This window comes from Alistipes sp. CAG:268, assembly GCA_000434235.1.
Lineage (GTDB): Bacteria > Bacteroidota > Bacteroidia > Bacteroidales > Rikenellaceae > Alistipes > Alistipes avistercoris.
The window spans coordinates 28,817-49,265 of the sequence record FR892023.1 but is presented as its reverse complement, the minus strand read 5'-3'; the positions used below and the strand labels follow the sequence as shown (position 1 = coordinate 49,265).

19 protein-coding genes and 1 pseudogene (1 of these 20 only partly in view) are annotated in these 20,449 nt (G+C 64.2%); 17 read left to right on the top strand and 3 right to left on the bottom strand.

What is annotated here, in order from left to right:
- On the bottom strand, positions 1–1,882 hold a 1,882-nt coding region (locus QZL63_RS10855; RefSeq protein WP_290587190.1), incomplete at its 3' end, for a beta-N-acetylhexosaminidase family protein.
- A gap of 436 nt (positions 1,883–2,318) precedes the next feature.
- Here QZL63_RS10855 and QZL63_RS10850 point away from each other — a divergent pair.
- The 17 genes and pseudogenes from QZL63_RS10850 to QZL63_RS10765 all read left to right on the top strand — a co-directional run bounded on the left by QZL63_RS10850 (position 2,319) and on the right by QZL63_RS10765 (position 19,065).
- Positions 2,319–2,942, top strand: a complete 624-nt coding sequence (locus QZL63_RS10850; RefSeq protein ID WP_022309313.1) for a TetR/AcrR family transcriptional regulator — start codon at positions 2,319–2,321, stop codon at positions 2,940–2,942.
- 2 nt (positions 2,943–2,944) lie between these two features.
- Entirely contained in the window at positions 2,945–4,228 is a 1,284-nt protein-coding gene (locus QZL63_RS10845) for a TolC family protein (RefSeq protein WP_022309312.1), read from the top strand.
- Positions 4,225–5,118: an HlyD family secretion protein gene (locus QZL63_RS10840; RefSeq protein WP_022309311.1), complete on the top strand. Its 894-nt coding sequence runs from the start codon at positions 4,225–4,227 to the stop codon at positions 5,116–5,118. Before QZL63_RS10845 ends, QZL63_RS10840 begins: the two co-directional genes overlap by 4 nt.
- Positions 5,118–6,029 (top strand): ABC transporter ATP-binding protein, encoded by a 912-nt coding sequence (locus QZL63_RS10835; RefSeq protein WP_022309310.1) that lies wholly within the window; start codon positions 5,118–5,120, stop codon positions 6,027–6,029. The genes QZL63_RS10840 and QZL63_RS10835 overlap by 1 nt, the downstream gene beginning before the upstream one ends.
- Positions 6,019–6,762: an ABC transporter ATP-binding protein gene (locus QZL63_RS10830; protein ID WP_022309309.1), complete on the top strand. Its 744-nt coding sequence runs from the start codon at positions 6,019–6,021 to the stop codon at positions 6,760–6,762. Before QZL63_RS10835 ends, QZL63_RS10830 begins: the two co-directional genes overlap by 11 nt.
- Positions 6,763–6,765: 3 nt before the next feature.
- Positions 6,766–7,860: an ABC transporter permease gene (locus tag QZL63_RS10825; protein ID WP_022309308.1), complete on the top strand. Its 1,095-nt coding sequence runs from the start codon at positions 6,766–6,768 to the stop codon at positions 7,858–7,860.
- A gap of 5 nt (positions 7,861–7,865) precedes the next feature.
- Positions 7,866–8,998: pseudogene (locus tag QZL63_RS10815) on the top strand (ABC transporter permease).
- 378 nt (positions 8,999–9,376) lie between these two features.
- Positions 9,377–10,894, top strand: a complete 1,518-nt coding sequence (atpD, locus tag QZL63_RS10810) for a F0F1 ATP synthase subunit beta (protein ID WP_022309305.1) — start codon at positions 9,377–9,379, stop codon at positions 10,892–10,894.
- 16 nt (positions 10,895–10,910) lie between these two features.
- On the top strand, positions 10,911–11,165 hold the full coding sequence (locus tag QZL63_RS10805; protein WP_022309304.1) for a FoF1 ATP synthase subunit delta/epsilon: 255 nt from the start codon (positions 10,911–10,913) through the stop codon (positions 11,163–11,165).
- A gap of 11 nt (positions 11,166–11,176) precedes the next feature.
- On the top strand, positions 11,177–12,388 hold the full coding sequence (gene atpB, locus QZL63_RS10800) for a F0F1 ATP synthase subunit A (RefSeq protein ID WP_022309303.1): 1,212 nt from the start codon (positions 11,177–11,179) through the stop codon (positions 12,386–12,388).
- A 46-nt stretch (positions 12,389–12,434) separates the two neighbouring features.
- Positions 12,435–12,647 carry an ATP synthase F0 subunit C gene (gene atpE, locus QZL63_RS10795; RefSeq protein ID WP_022309302.1) on the top strand — a complete coding sequence of 71 codons (213 nt, stop codon included), beginning with the start codon at positions 12,435–12,437 and terminating at the stop codon, positions 12,645–12,647.
- Between the two features lie 23 nt (positions 12,648–12,670).
- Positions 12,671–13,183 (top strand): F0F1 ATP synthase subunit B, encoded by a 513-nt coding sequence (gene atpF / locus QZL63_RS10790; RefSeq protein ID WP_022309301.1) that lies wholly within the window; start codon positions 12,671–12,673, stop codon positions 13,181–13,183.
- Between the two features lie 3 nt (positions 13,184–13,186).
- Positions 13,187–13,741, top strand: a complete 555-nt coding sequence (locus QZL63_RS10785; protein ID WP_022309300.1) for a F0F1 ATP synthase subunit delta — start codon at positions 13,187–13,189, stop codon at positions 13,739–13,741.
- A 6-nt stretch (positions 13,742–13,747) separates the two neighbouring features.
- The gene (gene atpA / locus QZL63_RS10780; protein WP_022309299.1) at positions 13,748–15,328 is read left to right on the top strand and encodes a F0F1 ATP synthase subunit alpha; all 1,581 of its coding nucleotides are present in this window, start codon (positions 13,748–13,750) and stop codon (positions 15,326–15,328) included.
- 6 nt (positions 15,329–15,334) lie between these two features.
- Complete coding sequence (atpG, locus tag QZL63_RS10775; RefSeq protein WP_022309298.1) at positions 15,335–16,240, top strand: ATP synthase F1 subunit gamma; 906 nt, start codon at positions 15,335–15,337, stop codon at positions 16,238–16,240.
- Positions 16,241–16,393: 153 nt separating this feature from the next.
- Positions 16,394–17,464, top strand: a complete 1,071-nt coding sequence (locus tag QZL63_RS10770; RefSeq protein ID WP_022309297.1) for an HlyD family secretion protein — start codon at positions 16,394–16,396, stop codon at positions 17,462–17,464.
- On the top strand, positions 17,461–19,065 hold the full coding sequence (locus QZL63_RS10765; protein WP_022309296.1) for an MFS transporter: 1,605 nt from the start codon (positions 17,461–17,463) through the stop codon (positions 19,063–19,065). The genes QZL63_RS10770 and QZL63_RS10765 overlap by 4 nt, the downstream gene beginning before the upstream one ends.
- A gap of 92 nt (positions 19,066–19,157) precedes the next feature.
- On the opposite strand, the gene nrdG is transcribed toward QZL63_RS10765, so the two are convergent.
- On the bottom strand, positions 19,158–19,628 hold the full coding sequence (gene nrdG, locus QZL63_RS10760; protein ID WP_022309295.1) for an anaerobic ribonucleoside-triphosphate reductase activating protein: 471 nt from the start codon (positions 19,626–19,628) through the stop codon (positions 19,158–19,160).
- Positions 19,629–19,632: 4 nt separating this feature from the next.
- On the bottom strand, positions 19,633–20,449 hold the 3' portion of the coding sequence (nrdD, locus tag QZL63_RS10755; protein WP_022309294.1) for an anaerobic ribonucleoside-triphosphate reductase. It continues 1,304 nt past the right edge of the window; only the last 817 of its 2,121 coding nucleotides appear in the window; its start codon lies beyond the right edge, outside the window; its stop codon occupies positions 19,633–19,635.

The window sequence follows — 20,449 nt, the reverse complement described above, 5'->3', positions numbered from 1 at the left end:
TCCTGCGGACGTTGGAGAACGTGCCGATGCCCCTGTACGAGGCGGGCACGTCGCCCGTGAGGCGGGTGAAGAATCCGGCAACCATGTCGTCCATCGCGTTCTCATAGAAGGGCTGTAGCTTCATCGTTCCCGACTTGTGGGCTTCGTCGGCCTCGCGCTCCTGCTCGGACATGAGGTTCCCGACGTATGCGGCCCAGAAGGCCCCGTCGTCGCCGGCCTCATAGGTCTTGATCAGTTCGAGCGTCTTCCGTCCGCGGGTCCCGAGCTTCCCGAACTCCGTGAGCCACGGGCGCAGCTCCCCGAGCAGCGCCTTGTTGCGGCATCCGGCCTCCATTTGTGCCGGCACCTGCTCGATGGCGAGGAACTCGCGCAGCAGGGCGTCGTACTCCTCCTGCGTGTACTCCGCGATGCGGAAGGTGCGGGTCTCCCACGACTCGGCGCGGCGGTATCCGGTCTCCGTGTCGCAGGAGTGGATGGCAAAGGTGCGGTAGGCGTCGGCCGCCTCGGGCGTGAGGGCCTCGATGCCGCGCTCCCAGTTGTCGATCGCGTTGAAGTCGGCGGTATTCCACGTGTAGTCGGCCACGCCGTAGAGGGCCAGCTTCGAGGCCTCGCCGTGCTCCATCGGGTTGCTCACCACGCCGCAGACCTCTCCGGCCGTGAGCGTCTTGTCGAGCCCGTATACGGGACCCTGCAAGACGATGTGGCGGGCGTAGTCCGTCACGGGGAAGTTCCACCAGTAGAAGGCCGGGCGGCGGATGCGCGAATTGACCCACTCCATTGTCTCGCGGGTCATGTCGCTGCACACGACGTCACCCGTCCAGAAGACGTTCACCGACGGGTCGAGCGTCTTGCCGTAGATGCTCAGGCTGCCCTGCGGCGTGGGGTTGGCCCACAGGCGCGAGTAGTCGGTCGGGCAGACCGTCAGCGGGGCGACGTCGCCCTTGGCGCGCACGAACTCCTCGTTGAGGCGGTTGAGGAGCTCGGTCTGCTTCACGGGATTGGTCCCCTCGCCCGAGATGTCGTCGAAGAAGATGGCGAACGAGCGGACGCCGAGGTCGTACATCATCTCGAACTTGCGGACCAGGTTGTTGTAGTCCTCCTCGTTCCACTTGATGTCCTGTCCGGGGTGGATGGCCCACACGAAGTCCACGCGGTTGCGGTTGCAGGCCTCGACCAGTTCGCGGATCTGCCGCGCCTCCTGCTCGGGATAGGGCAGGCGCCAGTTCGGGCAGCTGTGGTAGGGGTCGTCCTTCGGACCATAGAGGTAGCAGTTCATCTTGTTGCGGCCGTAGAAATCGATGAGCGAGAGACGCACCTCATGCGACCAGGGGGTTCCGTAGAAACCCTCCACGACGCCGCGCAGCGGCAGGTCGGGATAGTCCGTGACCGTGACGAAGGGCAGCTTCCCCCCGGCGGCCGCGGGGCTCTCGATCAGCTGGCGGAGCGTCTGGATGCCGTAGAAGGCGCCGCGTTCGTCGTATCCCGTGATCCGGATCCCCTGCTTCCCGACCTGCAGGGCGTAGGCTCCCGAGCGGGGTTCGACGCCGCATTTGGCAGCCTGCCGGGCCCCGAAGTCGATCTCGAGCACCGGACCCTTCTTCGACGGGGTGAGGAAGCCGAGGTCGTCGGCGAACCGGCCCCGGAGATCCTTGATGCGGAGGCCCTGCGTCAGGTCGAGCGTTCGGGAACGGTCTGCTGTTAGGTGGTGGGGCGTCGGGTTGATGACGATGCCCCGGTGGTCCACCCGCTGTCCCGGCACGGCCAGGACATCCTGCGATTCGGAACGCTGCGACGAGAGGTCGAACTCCGTCTCCTGTGCGGCCAGGTTGCCGCAGAGGAGCAGTCCGGCGGCGAGCGTTGTCAGTAGTTTCGTGTTGTTCATGTTTTTTATGTAAGATGGTTTTTCGCTTTATACCTTACAAATATACGGCATTAAATCAGATTTCCAATGAATCGGGCCTCCCAGCCCTCCGTTTTCCCGCTGCCGGGTCGTTCCGTTCTGCGGCGGAACGCCTCCGTGTCTGCCTCTTTGTTCCGGTTCTGCACCCCGTATTTGGCACCTCCCGCCGCCGGTCCCTCCCCTGCTGCTCCCGGGTCCGCCCGCTTTTTCGGACCGCCCTCTCGCGGGCGCCCGGGTCGTAGTCCGGGACTTGCTCCGGCCCCGGCGCCCCTCCGTCCCTGTTCCGGCTCTCATGTCCTTTTGTCCGGAAGCATCTGTCCGGTTCTTGAAAAAACGGCGGAAAAATTTGGAGATCTTGGCTTCTTTGCTTTACTTTGCATTAACAAAATTGTTAAACTAATTTGTTTATACCGATTCCATGACAAAATCGCTTCATAATCGGGAGGATGCCATCCTCCGTGCCGCCGAGCGTGAGTTTCTGGCCAAGGGCTTCGAGGGGGCTCGGACCACCTCGATCGCCGAGGCGGCGGGTGTCACGCACGCCATGCTCCACTACTATTTCCGCACGAAGGAGCAGCTTTTCGAGCGGATTCTCGACGAGAAGCTGCATCTGATGAGCCAGACCGTGCTCTCGGCTTTCGGGGAGCCGGGGCTTCCTCTGGCCGAGCGCCTGCGCAACGGCATCGGGCGCCACTTCGATTTCGTGGCGGAGAATCCCGATCTGCCGCGCTTCATCGTCAATGAGGTCTTCGCCCGCCCCGAACGCTACGAACTGATGCGCCGCCGGATCGGCCCGCTGGCCGGGAGCCTGATGCGGGAGATGCAGCAGGAACTCGATGCCGCCGCGGCGTGCGGCCGGGCCGAGCCGATCGACGCCCGCATGCTGCTGCTCGACATCATCTCGATCAACGTTTTCCCCTTCCTCGCCTACCCGCTGATCGGGCCGCTGCTCGGCGACCTGGCGGCCGACCGCGAGACCTTCTTTGCCCGCCGTCGGGCCGAACACATCGAAGTCATTCTCCGCCGTCTGAACATCCATTGACCATGAAACGCTTTGCGATTCTCTGCTGCGCCCTGCTGGCGGCCTCGGGGGCCCGGGCGCAGATCACGCTCGACGACTGCCGGCGCCTGGCGCGCGAGCACTATCCCGAGATCCGGCAGTACGACCTGATCCGCCGCACGGCCGGTTATACCCTGTCGAACGCCCGCCGGGCCTGGCTGCCGCAGGTCTCGCTTTCGGGGCAGGCTACCTGGCAGACCGACGTGCCCGGATTCCCCGAACAGATGACCGGATTGTTTGCCGGACAGGGAATTGAGATTCCCGGCCTGCGCAAGGATCAGTATCGCGTGCAGGTCGAGGTCAGCCAGACGTTGTGGGACGGCGGGGCCTCGCGGGCCGATCAGGCGGTTGCCGAGGCCGAGTCGGCTGTCTCGCAGGGGGCCGTGGATGTCGATCTGCATGCACTCGAGGGGCGTGTGGACGACCTCTATTTCGGCATCCTGCTGCTCGACGAACGGATTGCGCAGACGCAGGTCACGATCGGCCTGCTGCGCAGCAACCTCGACAAGGTCCGCGCCCTGCAGCGGGCCGGTGTGGCGATGCCGGCCGACGGCGATGCCGTCGAGGCCGAACTGCTGGCCGCCGGGCAGCAGCTCGGGCAGGTCGAGGCGTCGCGCGACAGTTACCGGCGGATGCTCTCGATCTTCATCGGACGGGAACTGGCCGACGGCGAGCGGCTCGAGCGTCCGGCCGTGGCCGATCCTCCGTCGGGTTCCGTCGCGCGGCCCGAGCTGCGGCTCTTCGATGCGCGGATCGACCGCCTTGCGGCGCAGGAGCGGCAGGTGAAGGCCTCCGTGCGTCCGTGCTTCGGCCTCTTCGCCCAGGGCTACTACGGCTATCCCGGGCTCGACTATTTCGGCAGCATGATGACCTCCGACTGGACGTGGAACGCTCTGGTCGGGGTACGCATGACGTGGAATTTCGGCGGCTACTATACGCGCCGCAATTCGCTCTTGCGCCTGCGGACGGCCCGGCAGCAGGTCGAGGTGGACCGCGACCTGTTCCTGTTCGACAACCGCCTGCAGCAGGCTTCGGAGACGGGTGAGATCGCCCGCCTGCGGCGTGCGCTGGCCGACGACGACCGCATCGTACAGTTGCGGCGTTCGGTGCGTGAGGCGGCCGAGTCGGCGCTGCGCAACGGCGTGATCGACACCAACGGCCTGCTGCGGAAGATCGCCGACGAGGATGCCGCTTCGGCGGCCCGCAGCGCGCGGGAGATCGAACTGCTCAAGACCATTTACGAACTGAAACATACGATGAACCGATGAGACGAATTGTGATTTGCGGCCTTGCTGCGGCGCTGTTCTGCGCCTGCGGCCGCGAAGGAGACTACGATGCCACGGGAACGTTCGAGGCCACGGAGGTGGTCGTATCGGCCGAGGCGACGGGACGCATCCTGGCATTCGATGTCGTGGAGGGCGACCGGATCGAGGCGGGACAGCAGCTGGGAGTCATCGACACCGTGCAGCTCTCCCTGCAGCGCCTGCAGCTCGGGCGGCAGCAGGCCGCCGTGCGCTCCGGGCGGCCCGACATCGCCCGCCAGGTGGCTGCCCTGCGCGAGCAGATCGCCAAACAGGAGGTCGAGCGGCGCCGGGTCGAGCGCCTGCTGTCCGACGGTGCGGCCACGGCCAAACAGCTCGACGACGTCGAGGCCCAGCTGAAGGTGCTCGAGGGGCAGCTCGGGGCCCAGCTCTCGACGCTGCACAACAGTGCGGCGGCCGTCGATGAGAACGCCTCGGCCCTCGACCTGGAGATCGCGCGGATCGACGACCTGCTCGCCAAATGCCGGATCGTGTCGCCCGTGGGCGGCACCGTGCTGGCCAAATACGCCGAGGCGGGCGAATCGACCGCTGCCGGGCGTCCGCTGCTGAAGGTCGCCGACCTCGGACAGGTCTGGCTGCGTGCCTATTTTACCTCGGAGCAGCTCTCCTCGCTCCGCCTCGGCCAACAGGTGACCGTCACGGCCGACTTCGGCGGCGGCGAGCGCTACGACTACCCGGGCCGTATCGCCTGGATCTCCTCCGAGAGCGAGTTCACGCCGAAGAGCATCCAGACGCGCGACTCGCGGGCGAATCTGGTCTATGCCGTGAAGGTCGCCGTTCGCAACGACGGGCGGATCAAACTCGGCCTCTACGGCGAAGTCAAGCTCCCGCAGTGATGGAGGCCATCGGAATACATGCGCTGACCCGGCGCTACGGTACGCTGACGGCGCTCGACGGGGTGAGCTTCTCCGTCGGCCGCGGCGAACTGTTCGGACTCATCGGGCCCGACGGCGCCGGCAAGACGACCCTCTTCCGGCTGTTGGCCACGCTGCTTGAGCCAGACTCCGGGCGTGCCGAGATCGACGGCATGGATATCGTGCGCGACTACCGGGCCATCCGCCGTCGCGTGGGCTACATGCCCGGGCGCTTCTCGCTCTACCCCGACCTGTCGGTCGAGGAGAATCTGGCCTTCTTCGCCGCGCTGTTCGGCACGACGGTGGCCGAAAACTACGATCTGGTCGCCCCGATCTACCGCCAGATCGAACCCTTCCGCAAGCGGCGTGCCGGCAAGCTCTCGGGCGGCATGAAGCAGAAGCTGGCCCTCTCGTGCGCCCTGATCCACCGCCCCTCGGTGCTGCTGCTCGACGAGCCGACAACGGGGGTCGATGCCGTCTCGCGCAGCGAGTTCTGGGAGATGCTCGACGGACTGCGACGGCAGGGCATCTCGATTCTGGTCTCTACGCCCTATATGGACGAGGCGCGCCGCTGCGACCGCATTGCGCTGTGCGACCGCGGCCGGATCCTCGGGGTCGATACCCCGCAGGGGATCGTTGCGGCCTTCGACCGCCCGCTCTATGCCCTTGCGGCGTCGGACATGTACGGCGTGCTTGTCCGTGCACGCCGCGAGCCCGGTGTGCGGGAGTGCTACCCGTTCGGCGCGGCGCACCACCTCGTGGCCGACGCCTCGTTCGATCCGGGCCGGCTGCTCCGCACGCTCGAGGCCGAAGGGTTCCGCGGGGTGACTCTCCGCCCGGTCGGGGCGGGTATCGAAGACGTATTCATCGAACGCATGCACCATGGACAATGACCCGATCCTTTCGGTCCGCGAACTGACCAAGCGCTTCGGCGGCTTCACGGCCGTCGATCGCATCACCTTTTCCGTCGCCCGGGGCGAGATCTTCGGCTTCCTAGGGGCCAACGGCGCCGGCAAGACCACCGCAATGCGGATGCTCTGCGGGCTGAGCTACCCCACTTCGGGCAGCGGCACGGTGGCCGGCCTCGACGTGATGACGCAGGGCGAGCAGATCAAACGGCGCATCGGCTACATGAGCCAGCGTTTCTCGCTCTACGACGACCTGACGGTCCTCGAGAACATCCGTCTCTACGGCGGAATCTACGGGCTCCGCCGCCGCGAGATCCTGCGCCGGGCGGTCGGCATCCTCCGCCGGCTCGACTTCCGCGGCGAGGCCCGCACGCTCGTCGGCCGCCTTCCGCTGGGATGGAAGCAGAAGCTGGCCTTCTCGGTGGCGACGCTCCACCGTCCCGAAATCGTCTTCCTCGACGAACCCACCGGGGGTGTGGACCCCGTGACGCGGCGCCAGTTCTGGGAGCTGATCTACGAGGCGGCGGCCGGCGGGACGACCGTCTTCGTCACCACACACTACATGGACGAGGCCGAGTACTGCACGCGGGTCTCGATCATGGTCGATGGCCGGATCCGCGCCCTCGGGGCTCCGGCCGAACTCAAACGTCAATTTGCCGCCGGGTCGATGGACGAGGTGTTCCGTTCGCTGGCCCGCACGGCCCAACGCACGGAATAAACGATGAACGGTTTCGCCTCATTCGTCCGCAAGGAGACCCTGCACATTTTCCGCGATCCGCGTACGATGCTCATCGCGCTGCTGATGCCTGTGGTCCAGATCCTGCTCTTCGGCTTCGCCCTCTCGACCGAGGTGAACAATGTCGATGTGGCGGTCGTGGCGCTCCACCGCAGTGAGACGGTCCGGCAGGCTGTCGAGCGGATGGCCGCCAATCCCAATTTTACCTTCACGGGTTATATCCCAAGCGGGGAGATCGACCGCATGCTCCGTTCGGGGCGTGCCGATGCCGTGGCGGTCTTCGCCGACGACTTCGACCGTCGCATGGCCGACCTTGCCGCGGGCCGGCCCGGTGCGGGTGCGGCCCTGCAGCTGGTCATGGACGCCTCGAACACCAATACGGCACAGGCCGGTGCCGCCTACCTGCGGAGTGTGCTGCTGGACAATGTGGCTGACGGAGTCGGCGTAGAGACCCGGCTGCTCTATAACCCGCGGATGAAGAGCGCCTACAACTTCGTGCCGGGCATCATGGGGCTGATCTTCATCCTGATCTGCGCCATCATGACCTCCGTGTCGATCGTCCGCGAGAAGGAGACCGGGACGATGGAGGTGCTGCTGGTCTCGCCCGTGCGGCCCATCCGCATCGTCTTTGCCAAGATGATCCCCTACTTCGTACTCTCGTGCCTGAACCTCGCCTCGATCCTGCTGCTGGCCCGTTTCGTGCTGGGCGTCCCCATGTCGGGCGGCATCGTGGGGATCGTCGGGCTCTCGCTGCTCTACATCGTCCTGGCGCTGGCCCTCGGGCTCTTCATCTCGACGGTCGCCCGGACGCAGGTCACCGCCCTGCTGGTCTCGGCCATGCTCATGCTCATGCCGATGATCATGCTCTCGGGCATGGTCTTCCCGATCGGGAACATGCCCGCGCCGCTACGGTGGCTCTCGTGCATCGTTCCGGCCCGGTGGTACATCGCCGCCATCCGGCGGCTGATGATCGAGGGGCTCCCCTTCACGGCCGTCCTCCGGGAGTTCGCGATCCTGGCCGCCATGACCGCCGGCCTGATCGCCGTGGCCCTCCGCAAGTTCAACGACAAACTCGAATAGCGATGATGCGTACGTTGCTCGTTTTGCTCGACAAGGAGTTCCGGCAGTTTTTCCGCAATCCGTTCCTGCCGCGCATGGTCGTCCTCTTCCCGGCCATGGTGATGCTCGTTATGCCGTGGGTGACGACCATGGACATCCGCCACATCGGCGTGGCGGTCGTAGACCGCGACCACAGCTCGGCCTCGCGCCGCATCGTGCAGAAGATCGCTGCCTCGGACTATTTCACGCTGTGCAACGTTGCCGACAGCTATGCTGCGGCACTCCGCTCGCTCGATGCCGGCGACGCCGATGCCGTGCTCGAGATCCCCGACGGGTTGCCGTGATCGAGCTCCCCGACGGGTTCGGGGCGGCGCTTGACGGCGGTTTGACGCCGCCGCGGGTGGCCGTCTCGGCCAATGGCGTGGATGCCGTGAAGGGAAGCCTCGGCACCCAGTACCTCGTGCAGACGGTCGCCGGAGCGGTGACCGAACTGCGCGTCGGGAGGGGCATGCCTTCCGCGGAGGATCCCGTTGTCGTCGAGAACCGCTACAACCCGACGCTCGACTACCGCCATTACATGATCCCCGCGCTGATGATCATGCTGCTCATCATGCTGTGCGGCTTCCTTCCGGCCCTGAACCTCGTGGGCGAGAAGGAGACGGGCACCATCGAGCAGATCAACGTCACGCCGGTGAGCCCGGTGGCCTTCACGCTGGCCAAGCTCATCCCCTACTGGATCATCGGCATGGTGGTCCTGACGCTGGCCATGGCGCTTGCCTGGGCCGTCTACGGACTGCTGCCCGCCGGGTCGTTCGGGACCGTCTACCTCGCGGCGCTGCTCTTCACGTTCGTCATGTCGGGCTTCGGGGTCATTGCGGCCAACTACTCCTCGACGATGCAGCAGGCCATGTTCGGCATGTTCTTCTTCGTGATGATCTTCGTCCTGATGAGCGGGCTGGTCACTCCCGTCGAGTCGATGCCCCTCTGGGCGCAGCGGTTCACGCACCTCCTGCCGCCATGCTACTTCGTCGAGATCATGCGGAGCGTCTATCTCAAGGGAGCAACGGTCGGCGATCTGTGGGCCGACTTTGCGGCACTGCTCCTGTTCGCCCTTCTGGCCGGAGTCCTGGCCGCCCTGACCTACCGCAAACGCTCCTGATCCGCTCGGCGCTTCCGTCGCCCGGTCACGGTCCCGGCCCTTTGCGGCCCCTTTTTCTGACGGCTGTTCCGGCTTTTTTTCGGGAAGCACCCGGTCGGAACAACAAAAAGATTGCTGAATCCGTTTTAAAAAAAGACCGAAAGGCGTACGATTTGCCGTATCTTTCGTATTTTTGCACGCCGTATGGCGCTTTCGGGCGGGTTGTTGCCCCGCGCGAAGCTTCCGTTGAGGACAAAATGAACATTTTCGATGTGGTTGAGGCGCTTTTTCGCCGACCGAATTCGTTAATTTTGCACTCCGGGAGGTGAGACTCCCGTCTGCAGGGAGCACCCGACTACGGACAACCTGGGTTTTAATCGGATTTACAGGCTATTTAATATGGCACAAATTGAAGGATACATTTCGCAGATCATCGGACCGGTGATCGACGTGCACTTCCCCGACCTGGGTGAGGAGCGTCTCCTGCCGGGCATCCACGAAGCGATGTCGATCCGTCGGCATAACGGCACGGAACTCGTCGTCGAGGTGCAGCAGCACATCGGCGAGAACACCGTGCGGGCCATCGCAATGGACTCGACCGACGGACTGCAGCGTCACATGAAGGTGACGGCCCGCGGGCGTTCGATCTCGATGCCCGTCGGCGACCAGATCAAGGGCCGCCTGCTCAACGTCACGGGCGAGCGGATCGACGGCATGCGGCCGCTGGACCGTACGCACGAGGCTTCGATCCACCGCGAGCCGCCGAAGTTCGACGAACTGGCCACCTCGCAGGAGGTGCTCTCGACGGGCATCAAGGTGATCGACCTGCTGGAACCCTACGTCAAGGGCGGCAAGATCGGTCTGTTCGGCGGCGCCGGTGTGGGCAAGACGGTGCTCATCATGGAGCTGATCAACAACATCGCCAAGAAACACAACGGCTTCTCGGTCTTTGCCGGTGTCGGTGAACGTACGCGCGAGGGCAACGACCTGCTGCGCGAAATGATCACCTCGGGTGTGATCCGCTATGGCGACGCCTTCCGCAAGAGTATGGACGAGGGACACTGGGACCTTTCGAAGGTCGATTACGACGAGGTGGCCCGTTCGCAGGCCACGCTCGTGTTCGGCCAGATGAACGAACCTCCCGGGGCGCGTCTTTCGGTGGCCCTGTCGGGACTGACCGTCGCCGAGTCGTTCCGCGACAGCGGCAGCGAGGGACAGTCGAAGGACATCCTCTTCTTCATCGACAACATCTTCCGCTTCACGCAAGCCGGATCGGAGGTCTCGGCCCTGCTGGGCCGCATGCCTTCGGCCGTGGGCTATCAGCCGACGCTGGCCACCGAGATGGGTCAGATGCAGGAGCGCATCACCTCGACCAAACACGGTTCGATTACCTCCGTGCAGGCGATCTACGTTCCGGCCGACGACCTCACGGACCCCGCACCGGCCACGACCTTCACGCACCTCGATGCCACGACCGTCCTGAGCCGCAAGATCACTGAGCTGGGTATCTACCCCGCCGTCGATCCCCTCGAGTCGTCGTCGCGCATCCTCGACCCGAACATCGTGGGCGAAGAGCACTATACCGTGGCGCAGCGCGTCAAGCAGATCCTTCAGCGCAACAAAGAGCTGCAGGACATCATCGCCATCCTGGGCATGGACGAGCTCTCGGACGAGGACCGTCTGACCGTAAACCGCGCCCGCCGCGTGCAGCGCTTCCTCTCGCAGCCCTTCACCGTGGCCGAGCAGTTCACGGGCGTCAAGGGACAGATGATCCCGATCGAGGAGACGATCCGCGGCTTCAAGATGATTCTCGACGGCGAGGTGGACCACCTGCCCGAGCAGGCGTTCCTCAATGTCGGTACGATCGACGATGCCATCCGCAAGGGCGAGGAGATGCTTCGCCGGGCACAATCCTGACGGGGAGGAGCAGGCCATGTTGCAACTGGTGATCGTATCCCCTTCGGGAGTGGTGAGCCGCACGGCGGTCGAGAAGGTTTCGTTTCCGGGAGAAATGGGGGCCTTCACCGTACTGCAGGGCCATGCCCCGCTCGTTTCGGGACTTGTTCGCGGCGAGATCGTCTATGCGGCCGATGGCCGCGAAGAGCGGGTCGGAATCGTCGGCGGATTCGTCAAGGTCTGCCGCGACGAAGTTGAAGCGTGTGTTGAAATAGACGCCGCAAAGAATTGATTTGCAAAGCAATGTCAAAATTGTCAAATACTGTTTTCCGGGCGTTTTTCCTGCCGTTGGCCGCACTGCTGCTGCCGGCCGTGGCGCCGGCCCTGCCGCAGGGGGGCTCTCCGGCTGCCGAGCCGGCGGTGCAGACCGTCGCCGACTCCGTCTCCGTGACCCGTGGATCGGGCGATGCGGCCTCGGATGCCGGGCAGGCGGATGAAGAGGCCGGGCTGAACGTCAAGGAGATCGTGTTGGGCCACATCGGCGATGCCTACGAATGGCACATGGGGTCGATCGGCGGCCACGAACTCTCCTTCTCCCTGCCGGTAATCGTCCGCAGTCCGTCGAGCGGGTGGCACTGCTTCTCGTCGAAGCACCTGCACGGCGGCGCCGAACACGAGGGGCTGCGCATCGCCACGGAGGGCGAACATGCCGGCAAGATCGTCGAACGTCAGGCCGACGGCAGCGATCTCCGGCCGCTGGACCTTTCGATCACGAAGGTCGTCGCCGGGCTGCTCATCAACAGCCTGATCCTTGTGCTCATCGTCCTCGGCGTGGCCCGCTGCTACCGCGGCCGCAAGGCCGACTCTCCGGCACCGCGCGGATTCGTCGGACTCTTCGAATCGCTCGTCGAGTCGCTCGTCGATGACATCATCGCTCCGTGCGTGGGGGCCGGTTACCGCCGTTTCGCACCCTACCTGCTGACGGTCTTCTTCTTCATCTTCGTGAACAACCTCATGGGGCTGATCCCCTTCTTCCCGGGCGGTGCGAACGTCACGGGCAACATCGCCGTGACGCTGGTCCTGGCCGTGGCGACGTTCCTGGCCGTCAATCTGTTCGGTACCCGCCACTATTGGAAGGACATCTTCTGGTCCGACGTGCCGACGTGGCTCAAGGTCCCCATCCCGATCGTGCCGTTCATCGAACTGGTGGGCATCTTCACCAAGCCCTTCGCGCTGATGATCCGTCTGTTTGCCAACATGATGGCCGGACATGCCGTGATCCTGATCCTGACGTGCGTCATTTTCGTCACGGCCGAGGCCGGTGCGGCGGTCAATTCGTCGATGACTGCGGTGTCGGTGCTGCTGACCATATTCATGAACTGCCTCGAACTGCTGGTGGCCTACCTGCAGGCCTACGTCTTTACGATGCTCTCGGCCGTCTTCATCGGCCTGGCACAGGAGCACGGCGAGCCGGCCGACGGGGAGACGGCCTCCGGAAAGGATGAAACCCGATAGAAAAACAAGAATCAAATAAATGTCGAACAATTAATCGTTGAGAATTATGGAATTGGGAACTGTCGGCGCCGCTCTCGGCGCAGCGATCGCTGTCATCGGTGCAGCGCTTGGTATCGGTAAGATCGGATCGGCCGCCATGGAGGCCATCGGGCGTCAGCCGGAAGCCGCCGGAAAGGTGCGTACGAGCATGATCATCGTGGCCGCCCTGATCGAGGGCGTGGCCCTGTTCGCCGTTGCCGTTTGTTTCATGGCGCTTTAAGCCCGCAAAAAACTTAGCGGACCATGGGACTCTTGCAACCCGAAGCGGGACTGCTTTTCTGGATGACCCTTGCGTTCGCCGTCGTCTTCATCCTGCTGGCGAAATTCGGTTTTCCGGTGATTCTCCGGTCGATCGATTCGCGCAAGGAGTTCATCGATTCGTCGCTCGACGCGGCGCGTGAGGCCGAGCGCAAGCTCGCCAGCCTGCGTGCCGAGGGCGATGCGATCCTCGAGGAGGCCGCCCGCGAACGCACGGAGCTGCTGCGCGAAGCCGCCGCAACGCGCGAGCAGCTGCTGCGCGAAGCGCGCCGCAAGGCCGACGAGGAGGGCGAGCGGATCGTTGCCGCCGCCCGTGCGAAGGCCGAGGCCGAACGCGAGGCCATCCTGCAGGATGCGCGCCATCAGGTGGCGCTGCTCTCGATTGCCGTCACCGAGAAGATGCTGCGCGCGAAACTCGACGACGAGCAGGCGCAGACGCGGCTTGCCGAGGCGATGCTCGACGAAATGGAACGGCGGAAAACCCAGAAGGAGGCTTAAACCATGTATACCGGATTGATTGCCAATCGTTATGCAAAGGCGCTGGCGGCGTATGCCGCGGCCGGCGGCGAGGAGCGGCGCACCTACGACGAGGTGAAGCGGCTGATCGGCTGCTACCGTGAGGATGCCACGCTGCGCGAGGCCCTCTTCTCGCCGGTGCTGTCGGCCGAAAAGAAGCTCGGATTCGTTTGCCGCAGTTTTGGCGGGCGGCCGTGTGCGGCGCTGGAGGCTTTCATCCGGCTGGTGCTCCGTCACCACCGGGAGCATTACCTCTATTTCATGCTCTACTCCTACCGGGGGCTCTACAAGGAGCGGCACAACATCCGCGATGCCGTGCTGCAGACGGCTGCACCCGTCGGCGAGGAGTTCGTCGAAAGGCTGTGCCGTGTGGCCGAAGCGCGCACCCACAGCGAGGTGCACATCCGTCGCGAGGTGCACCCCGAACTGGTCGGCGGCTTCGTCTTCCGCATCGACGACGTGCTGATCGATGCGAGCCTCGCGGCACAGCTCAAGCTGCTGCGCCGCAAGTTGGGAAGCAAACCTCAAAGAATCGTTTAGTCAGTTATGAACAAGGATACCATAAAACCCTCGGAAGTTTCGGATGTCCTGCTTGCCGAACTGCAGGGTATCGACCTCGAGGCACAGTATGCCGAGGTCGGCACGACGTTGCAGGTGAGCGACGGCGTGGTCCGCATCTACGGACTCCGGAACGCCGAAGCGAACGAACTGCTCGAGTTCGAGAACGGCATCAAGGCCGTGGTGATGAACCTCGAGGAGGATAACGTCGGTGCCGTGCTGCTGGGACCCACGGACCTGATCAAGGAGGGCGACCTCGTGCGCCGGACGGGCCATACGGCTTCGATCCAGGTGAGTGAGGCGTTGCTCGGCCGGGTGATCACGCCGCTGGGCGATCCGCTCGACGGCAAGGGCCCCATCGGCGGGGAGACGGTCGAGATGCCGCTGGAACGCAAGGCGCCGGGCGTCATCTTCCGCCAGCCGGTGAGCGAACCCCTGCAGACGGGCCTGAAGGCCGTCGATGCGATGATCCCGATCGGCCGCGGTCAGCGTGAGCTGATCATCGGCGACCGCCAGACGGGCAAGACGGCCATCGCCGTGGACACGATCATCAACCAGCGGCGCAACTTCGAGGCCGGTGACCCGGTCTACTGCATCTATGTGGCTGTCGGCCAGAAGGCCTCGACCGTGGCATCGCTCGTCGAGACGCTGCGCCGGCACGGAGCCATGGAGTATACGATCGTCGTGGCCGCCACGGCCTCCGATCCGGCCGCCATGCAGTACTTCGCCCCCTTCGCGGGCGCAGCCATCGGCGAATTCTTCCGCGACACGGGGCGCCACGCCCTCGTTGTCTACGACGACCTCTCGAAGCAGGCCGTGGCCTACCGCGAGGTGTCGCTGATCCTGCGCCGCCCGTCGGGCCGCGAGGCATACCCGGGCGACATCTTCTACCTCCACTCGCGTCTGCTCGAGCGTGCTGCGAAGATCATCGCACAGGAGGAGGTCGCGCGTGAGATGAACGACCTTCCGGAGTCGCTCCGGGGCAAGGTCCGCGGCGGCGGGTCGCTCACGGCCCTGCCGATCATCGAGACGCAGGCCGGCGACGTCTCGGCCTACATCCCGACGAACGTCATTTCGATCACCGACGGACAGATCTTCCTCGATACGAACCTCTTCAACCAGGGCAACCGCCCGGCCGTCGATGTCGGCATTTCCGTGTCGCGTGTGGGCGGCAACGCCCAGATCAAGGCGATGAAGAAGGTGGCCGGTACGCTGAAGATCGACCAGGCGCAGTACCGCGAGCTGGAGTCGTTCTCGAAGTTCAGCAGCGACATGGATGCCGTGACGGTCGCCGTGCTCGACCGCGGACGCAAGAACACGCGTCTGCTCGTCCAGCCGCAGTACAGCCCGATGCCCGTCGAACAGCAGATTGCCGTGCTCTATTGCGGTACGCACGGACTGCTGCGCGAGGTGCCGATCGAACAAGTCGCCGAATTCGAGCACATGCTCGTCGAGACGCTCTCCCCGGAGGTTTTCGAGGCGCTGCGGCGCGGCGAGATCGACGAGTCGATCGGTGCCCGGATCGAGGAGGCTGCCGGACGGGTGGTCGTTTCGCTCAAAAAAGCATAGTGCGCCATGGCATCCCTCAAGGAGATAAAGGCGCGCATCGCGTCGGTAAACAACACGCTGAAGATCACTTCGGCGATGAAGATGGTCGCCTCGGCCAAACTGCACCGCGTGCAGAACGTGGCCGAGGGGCTGGCCGCCTACAGCGAGCGTCTGGCCGACATCGCCGCGGCGCTCACGGCAGACCCCGAACTCGAGGTCTCCTCGCCGCTGGCCGAGCCGCACGAGGCCCGGCGGCGTGCCGTCGTGGTCGCCGTCTCGTCGGACGGCTCGTTGTGCGGAGCGTTCAACGCCAATGTGATCCGGCTGCTGCATGCCGAGGTCGAGTCGCTCCGCGGGCAGGGCTTCGAGGCGGTCGAGGTGTGGCCCGTCGGCGAGAAGATCGCGCAGGCCGCACGCAAGGCGGGTTTCGACGTATGCGACGACTTCCGCAAACTGGCCTCCAAGGCCACGAGCGGGGATGCCGCGGCACTCGCACAGCGGCTTATGGACCGCTATGAGGCCGGTGTGATCGACCGCGCCGTGTTGGTCTATACCCATTTCCATTCGATGGGACACCAGGAGCCCCGGCAGGAGGTCTTCCTTCCGGCGGATTTCTCGGATCTGCACGGAGCCGCGGGTGCCGCTTCGGAGCACGCCGGGGACCTGCCCTCCCGGTCGGATGCGCATCCCGACTATATTTACGAACCCGACCCGCGGACGCTGCTCGAGGAGCTGTTGCCCTATACGTTGCGGATGCGGATCTTCGAGGTGCTGCTCGACAGCGCGACGGCCGAGCATGCGGCCCGCATGATCGCCATGCAGACCGCCACGGACAACGCGCAGGAGCTTCTGGGCGACCTTACGCTGACCTACAACAAACGCCGTCAGCAGGCTATCACCGACGAGTTGGCGGATATCATGCAGGCGGAGTGATTGCTTTCCGATGAAGAGATGACGGGACCCGGACGTTTGGACGGGTCCCGTTTTTTGAGTATCTTTGCCGTGCGGTTTCCGGTCGGAGGGTCTTCCGGCCTCGGAAAGCGCGGCCCGGACACTCTCTCCGGTGCGGTAGCGAATATCGGAACTATGACGGACGAACTGAAGAAGAAACATCGGATTTTGCGCAGGCGCAGGGTCCGCAACATCGTGTTGAACCTGATTTGCCTCGCTCTGGCCGGATCGGGCCTGTGGTGGACGGCAAGCTATTTCTGGCGTTACGTGCGCTACGAGGTGACCAACGATGCCTTTGTCGATCAGTATGTTGCGCCACTCAACATCCGTGTCTCGGGATACATCCGCGAGGTCCGCTTCCGCGAACACCAGTTCGTGCACCGTGGCGACACGCTGCTGGTGCTCGACGACCGCGAATACCAGATCCGCGTGAAGGAGGCCGAGGCCGCAATGCTCGATGCCGAGGGGTCGCGCGAGGTGCTGCATGCCGGCATCGAGACCTCCGAGAACAACATCGCCGTGCAGGAGGCCAACATCGCCGAGGCGCGGGCCACGCTCTGGCAGCTTGAGCAGGACTATCACCGTTTCGAGCGCCTGTTGGCGCAGGAGTCGGTCTCGGAGCAGCAGTTCGAGCAGAAGAAGGCCGCCTACGAGGCTGCACAGGCCCGCTACGATGCGCTCGTGAGCCAGCGCCGGGCGGCCCGTTCGCAGTATGCCGAGACCAGCCGCCGGCGCACCGGGGCCGAAGCGGCCATCCTGCGCAGCGAGGCCGATCTGGACCTTGCGCGGCTGAACCTCTCCTACACCGTGCTCACGGCCCCCTACGACGGTTACATGGGACGTCGTACCCTCGAGCCGGGGCAGTATGTGCAGGCCGGACAGACGATCTCCTACCTGGTCCGCAGCGAGGAGAAGTGGATCACGGCCAACTACAAGGAGACGCAGATCATCCACATCTTCATCGGACAGGAGGTCCGCGTAAAGGTCGATGCCCTCCCGGGACGGGTCTTCCGCGGCCGCGTATCGGCCATCTCGGAGGCCACCGGATCGAAATATTCGCTCGTCCCGACCGACAATTCGGCCGGCAACTTCGTGAAGGTCCAGCAGCGTATTCCCGTGCGGATCGAACTCGAAGGGGTCTCGCGTGAGGATATGGCCCTGCTGCGCGCGGGCATGATGGTCGAAACCGAAGCCCTCCGGCGATGACCGACGTGCGGCAGCTCGGACTTCCGGTCCGCAAGTGGGTTCCCGACTGGCTCGGGCTGGTGACGACTTTCTCGGTCATCCTGCCGGTCATCCTGCTCAACGGCTCCTACACGGGCAGCATGCTCGAGGTCTCCTATACGCTCGGCACCAATTCCGAGGACATCACGATGGGGTACTATGCCGCCTCGGCCGGCATGGCCATCGCCTACCCGATCATCCCGAAAATACTCGATGCCTTCTCCAACAAGACGCTCATTCTCTGCGACCTTGTGCTGCAGTTCGTGCTGAGCTGGGTATGTGCTGCGTCGAAGCATTCCGACATCCTGATCGTCTGCAGCTTCGTGATCGGCTTCCTGAAGGGGTTTCTCATGCTGTGGTTCATCCGCCATGCACAGAAGATCTTCAGCCCGCGCAACGTCCGCAGCGAGTTCTACTCCTATTTCTACCCGCTGACCTACGGCGGCGGACAGCTTTCGATTCTCATCACGGCGCAGCTGGCCTACCACTATGACTGGAAGTACATGTACTACTTCATGATGACCCTCATTCTGGTGGCCATCCTCTTCGTGGCGGTCTGCTTCCGCCACGACCGGACCAACCGCACGGTGCCGCTCCGCGAGCTGCACGTGCGTGAGATGATGCTCATCTCGGCCGGGCTGCTCATGCTGATGTATGTGCTCAACTACGGCAAGGTGCTCGACTGGATGTCCTCGCCCAAAATATGCATCTACATCGTTCTGGCGCCGATGCTGATCGCCTTCTTCGTCTGGTACCAGTACCACGCCGAGCGGCCCTATGTCAATCTGGCGCCGCTCTACCAGCCCAAGGCCATCGTCGGGTACCTCTACATGATGCTCGTCATGTTCTTCAGCACCTCCACCACGCTGCTGACGAACTTCCTCACGACGATTCTCCGTGTGGACAGTTCGCATACCTATTCGCTCTACGTCTGGCTTCTGCCCGGTTATCTGCTCGGGGCCTTCATCTGCTTCTGGTGGTTCCGCTGGCAGCGGTGGCGTTTCCGCTTCCTGATCGCCGGGGGCATGGCCTGTTTCGCCTTCTTCTTCGGGTATCTCTATTTCTTCCTCTCGCCCGATACGACCTACGAGATGCTCTACCTGCCGATCTTCATCCGGGGACTGGGCATGCTCACGCTCATCATCGCCTTCGCGCTGTTCGTCGTCGAGGACCTCAACCCGAAGTTCCTGCTCATGAACGCCTTCTTCCTCATCACGTTCCGTTCGGTGCTGGCTCCGATCATGGCCACGTCGTTCTACAGCAATACGCTTTACCGGCTGGAACAGAAGTACATGCATTCGCTGGTCGAGACGGTGACGATGGCTGATCCGCTGGCTGCCTCGCGTTACGGCGAGTCGTTCGGTGCGGCTCTGGCCGGCGGGCACAGCTACGGCGATGCCGTGCAGATGGCTACCTATTCGCTCAATACGACCCTGCAGCAGCAGGCCCTGCTGCTCTCGCTCAAGGAGATGCTGGGCGTGTTGTTTGTTGTGGCGCTGGTCATTGCGGTCATTTCGCGCTTCATCCCCTTCCACAAGACGCTGCGCGTCACCTTTGCCCGCACGGGCGACGATATGGTCTGACCTGTGTACGTTCCGGCCCATGTGCGGGATGATCGGCAAAACGCCCCGGTTCGTACACGAACCGGGGCGTTTCTGTCCTGTGGCGGGGAGGCTCACCTGTTGCGGCGGAAGCGGGCCGTGATGTCGCTCATCGTGCCGTCCGGTGCGATCCGGTAGAGCCGCTGGTTGGTCGTCGGGGCGGTCAGCGGACCGAGCGCCTCGATCCAGGGACCCAACTTGATGTAGTCGAACCGGGTGAGATCGAACCCCTCGGGGAGGCGTTCGCGTCCCGAGTACCACGCGGTGCGCAGCGCCGGACAGTTCCGGCGGACCGTTTCGGCCAGCCGGGCGATCTCGTGCGGTGCGGCATCGCCGCCCATGAAACAGACGCAGGTCACCGAGCGCCCGTAGCGGTCGAGCAGCCCCTGCAGCGCCTCCGCATCGAGCCTCTCGCCCCCGTCGCGCTGCAGGTGGGGGCTGTGGCAGCCCGGGCAGCGGTTCGGGCAGTTGGTGATGTTGATCGCCAGCGTCGTTTCGTCGGGAATCTCGGCGAAGACGATGTCGAAGTTGTGGTAGCGGACCATCACCCTATTCCGCTTTGGCATAATAGCGCCGTGAGGCCTCCTGCTGGCGGGCCGCCGAGAAGTTCGAGACGCGCTTCATGTAGCCGATCACGCGGGTCAGGTAGTCCAGGTCGTGCGAGTGGCACGAGGGGCACTCCTTCAGGTAGCGCTTGTCGATGTGCCCGCAGGCGTTGCATACGGTGTTCGGGATGTTGAACGTGAAGTAGTTGCAACCCTCCTGCGCCGCTACGCGCAGCAGGTGGCGGTACTGCTCCTTCGAGAGGTGGTCTTCGAGGTTCATGTGCAGTGCCGAGCCGCCCGTGAGGTGTTCGATGTAGCGGTGTCCGTGCAGGCGGAACTTGTCGATGATGTTCAGCGAGTCGTCCTCGACCACGTAGAAATAGGAGTTGTAGCAGTCGCGCGGCACGGCATAGCCGTCCTCGCGGTCCCACTTGGCGTGTTTCACGCCGACGTTCTCCGCCGGGATCATCTCGCAGTTGAACATCAGCTCCTTCGAGCGGTACTTGCGGTTGTAGCGTTCGATCAGCCCCAGCACGTCCTGCACGAAGGCGGCGTAGTCGTCGTTGTCGCTGATGGGGATTCCGAGGAACTCGGCGGCCTCGACCAGCCCGTTTACGCCGATGGTGAGGTATTGGCGCGAGAGGTTGATGTACCCCGCATCGAACAGCGGAAGCATGCCCTTGGCCTGCAGGCGCTTGAGGTTCTCGTTGTAGGCCGTCTGCACCTTGTGCACCAGGTCGGTCACCTCCTCGAGGTAGGTCAGGTAGTGCATGCCGTTGCGGGCGGCGTGCTGCACGCAGCGGTTCAGGTTGGTTGTCCGC

Excerpts from the sequence above, each read along its gene's own strand:
- QZL63_RS10765 (WP_022309296.1), top strand. The coding sequence starts at position 17,461 with ATGACCGACGTGCGGCAGCTCGGACTTCCGGTCCGCAAGTGGGTTCCC.
- atpE (WP_022309302.1), top strand. The coding sequence starts at position 12,435 with ATGGAATTGGGAACTGTCGGCGCCGCTCTCGGCGCAGCGATCGCTGTC.
- atpF (WP_022309301.1), top strand. The coding sequence starts at position 12,671 with ATGGGACTCTTGCAACCCGAAGCGGGACTGCTTTTCTGGATGACCCTT.
- atpD (WP_022309305.1), top strand. The coding sequence starts at position 9,377 with ATGGCACAAATTGAAGGATACATTTCGCAGATCATCGGACCGGTGATC.
- QZL63_RS10785 (WP_022309300.1), top strand. The coding sequence starts at position 13,187 with ATGTATACCGGATTGATTGCCAATCGTTATGCAAAGGCGCTGGCGGCG.
- nrdG (WP_022309295.1), bottom strand. The coding sequence starts at position 19,628 with ATGGTCCGCTACCACAACTTCGACATCGTCTTCGCCGAGATTCCCGAC.
- QZL63_RS10850 (WP_022309313.1), top strand. The coding sequence starts at position 2,319 with ATGACAAAATCGCTTCATAATCGGGAGGATGCCATCCTCCGTGCCGCC.
- atpG (WP_022309298.1), top strand. The coding sequence starts at position 15,335 with ATGGCATCCCTCAAGGAGATAAAGGCGCGCATCGCGTCGGTAAACAAC.
- atpB (WP_022309303.1), top strand. The coding sequence starts at position 11,177 with ATGTCAAAATTGTCAAATACTGTTTTCCGGGCGTTTTTCCTGCCGTTG.
- QZL63_RS10840 (WP_022309311.1), top strand. The coding sequence starts at position 4,225 with ATGAGACGAATTGTGATTTGCGGCCTTGCTGCGGCGCTGTTCTGCGCC.
- QZL63_RS10830 (WP_022309309.1), top strand. The coding sequence starts at position 6,019 with ATGGACAATGACCCGATCCTTTCGGTCCGCGAACTGACCAAGCGCTTC.
- QZL63_RS10805 (WP_022309304.1), top strand. The coding sequence starts at position 10,911 with ATGTTGCAACTGGTGATCGTATCCCCTTCGGGAGTGGTGAGCCGCACG.
- QZL63_RS10845 (WP_022309312.1), top strand. The coding sequence starts at position 2,945 with ATGAAACGCTTTGCGATTCTCTGCTGCGCCCTGCTGGCGGCCTCGGGG.
- QZL63_RS10835 (WP_022309310.1), top strand. The coding sequence starts at position 5,118 with ATGGAGGCCATCGGAATACATGCGCTGACCCGGCGCTACGGTACGCTG.
- atpA (WP_022309299.1), top strand. The coding sequence starts at position 13,748 with ATGAACAAGGATACCATAAAACCCTCGGAAGTTTCGGATGTCCTGCTT.
- QZL63_RS10825 (WP_022309308.1), top strand. The coding sequence starts at position 6,766 with ATGAACGGTTTCGCCTCATTCGTCCGCAAGGAGACCCTGCACATTTTC.
- QZL63_RS10770 (WP_022309297.1), top strand. The coding sequence starts at position 16,394 with ATGACGGACGAACTGAAGAAGAAACATCGGATTTTGCGCAGGCGCAGG.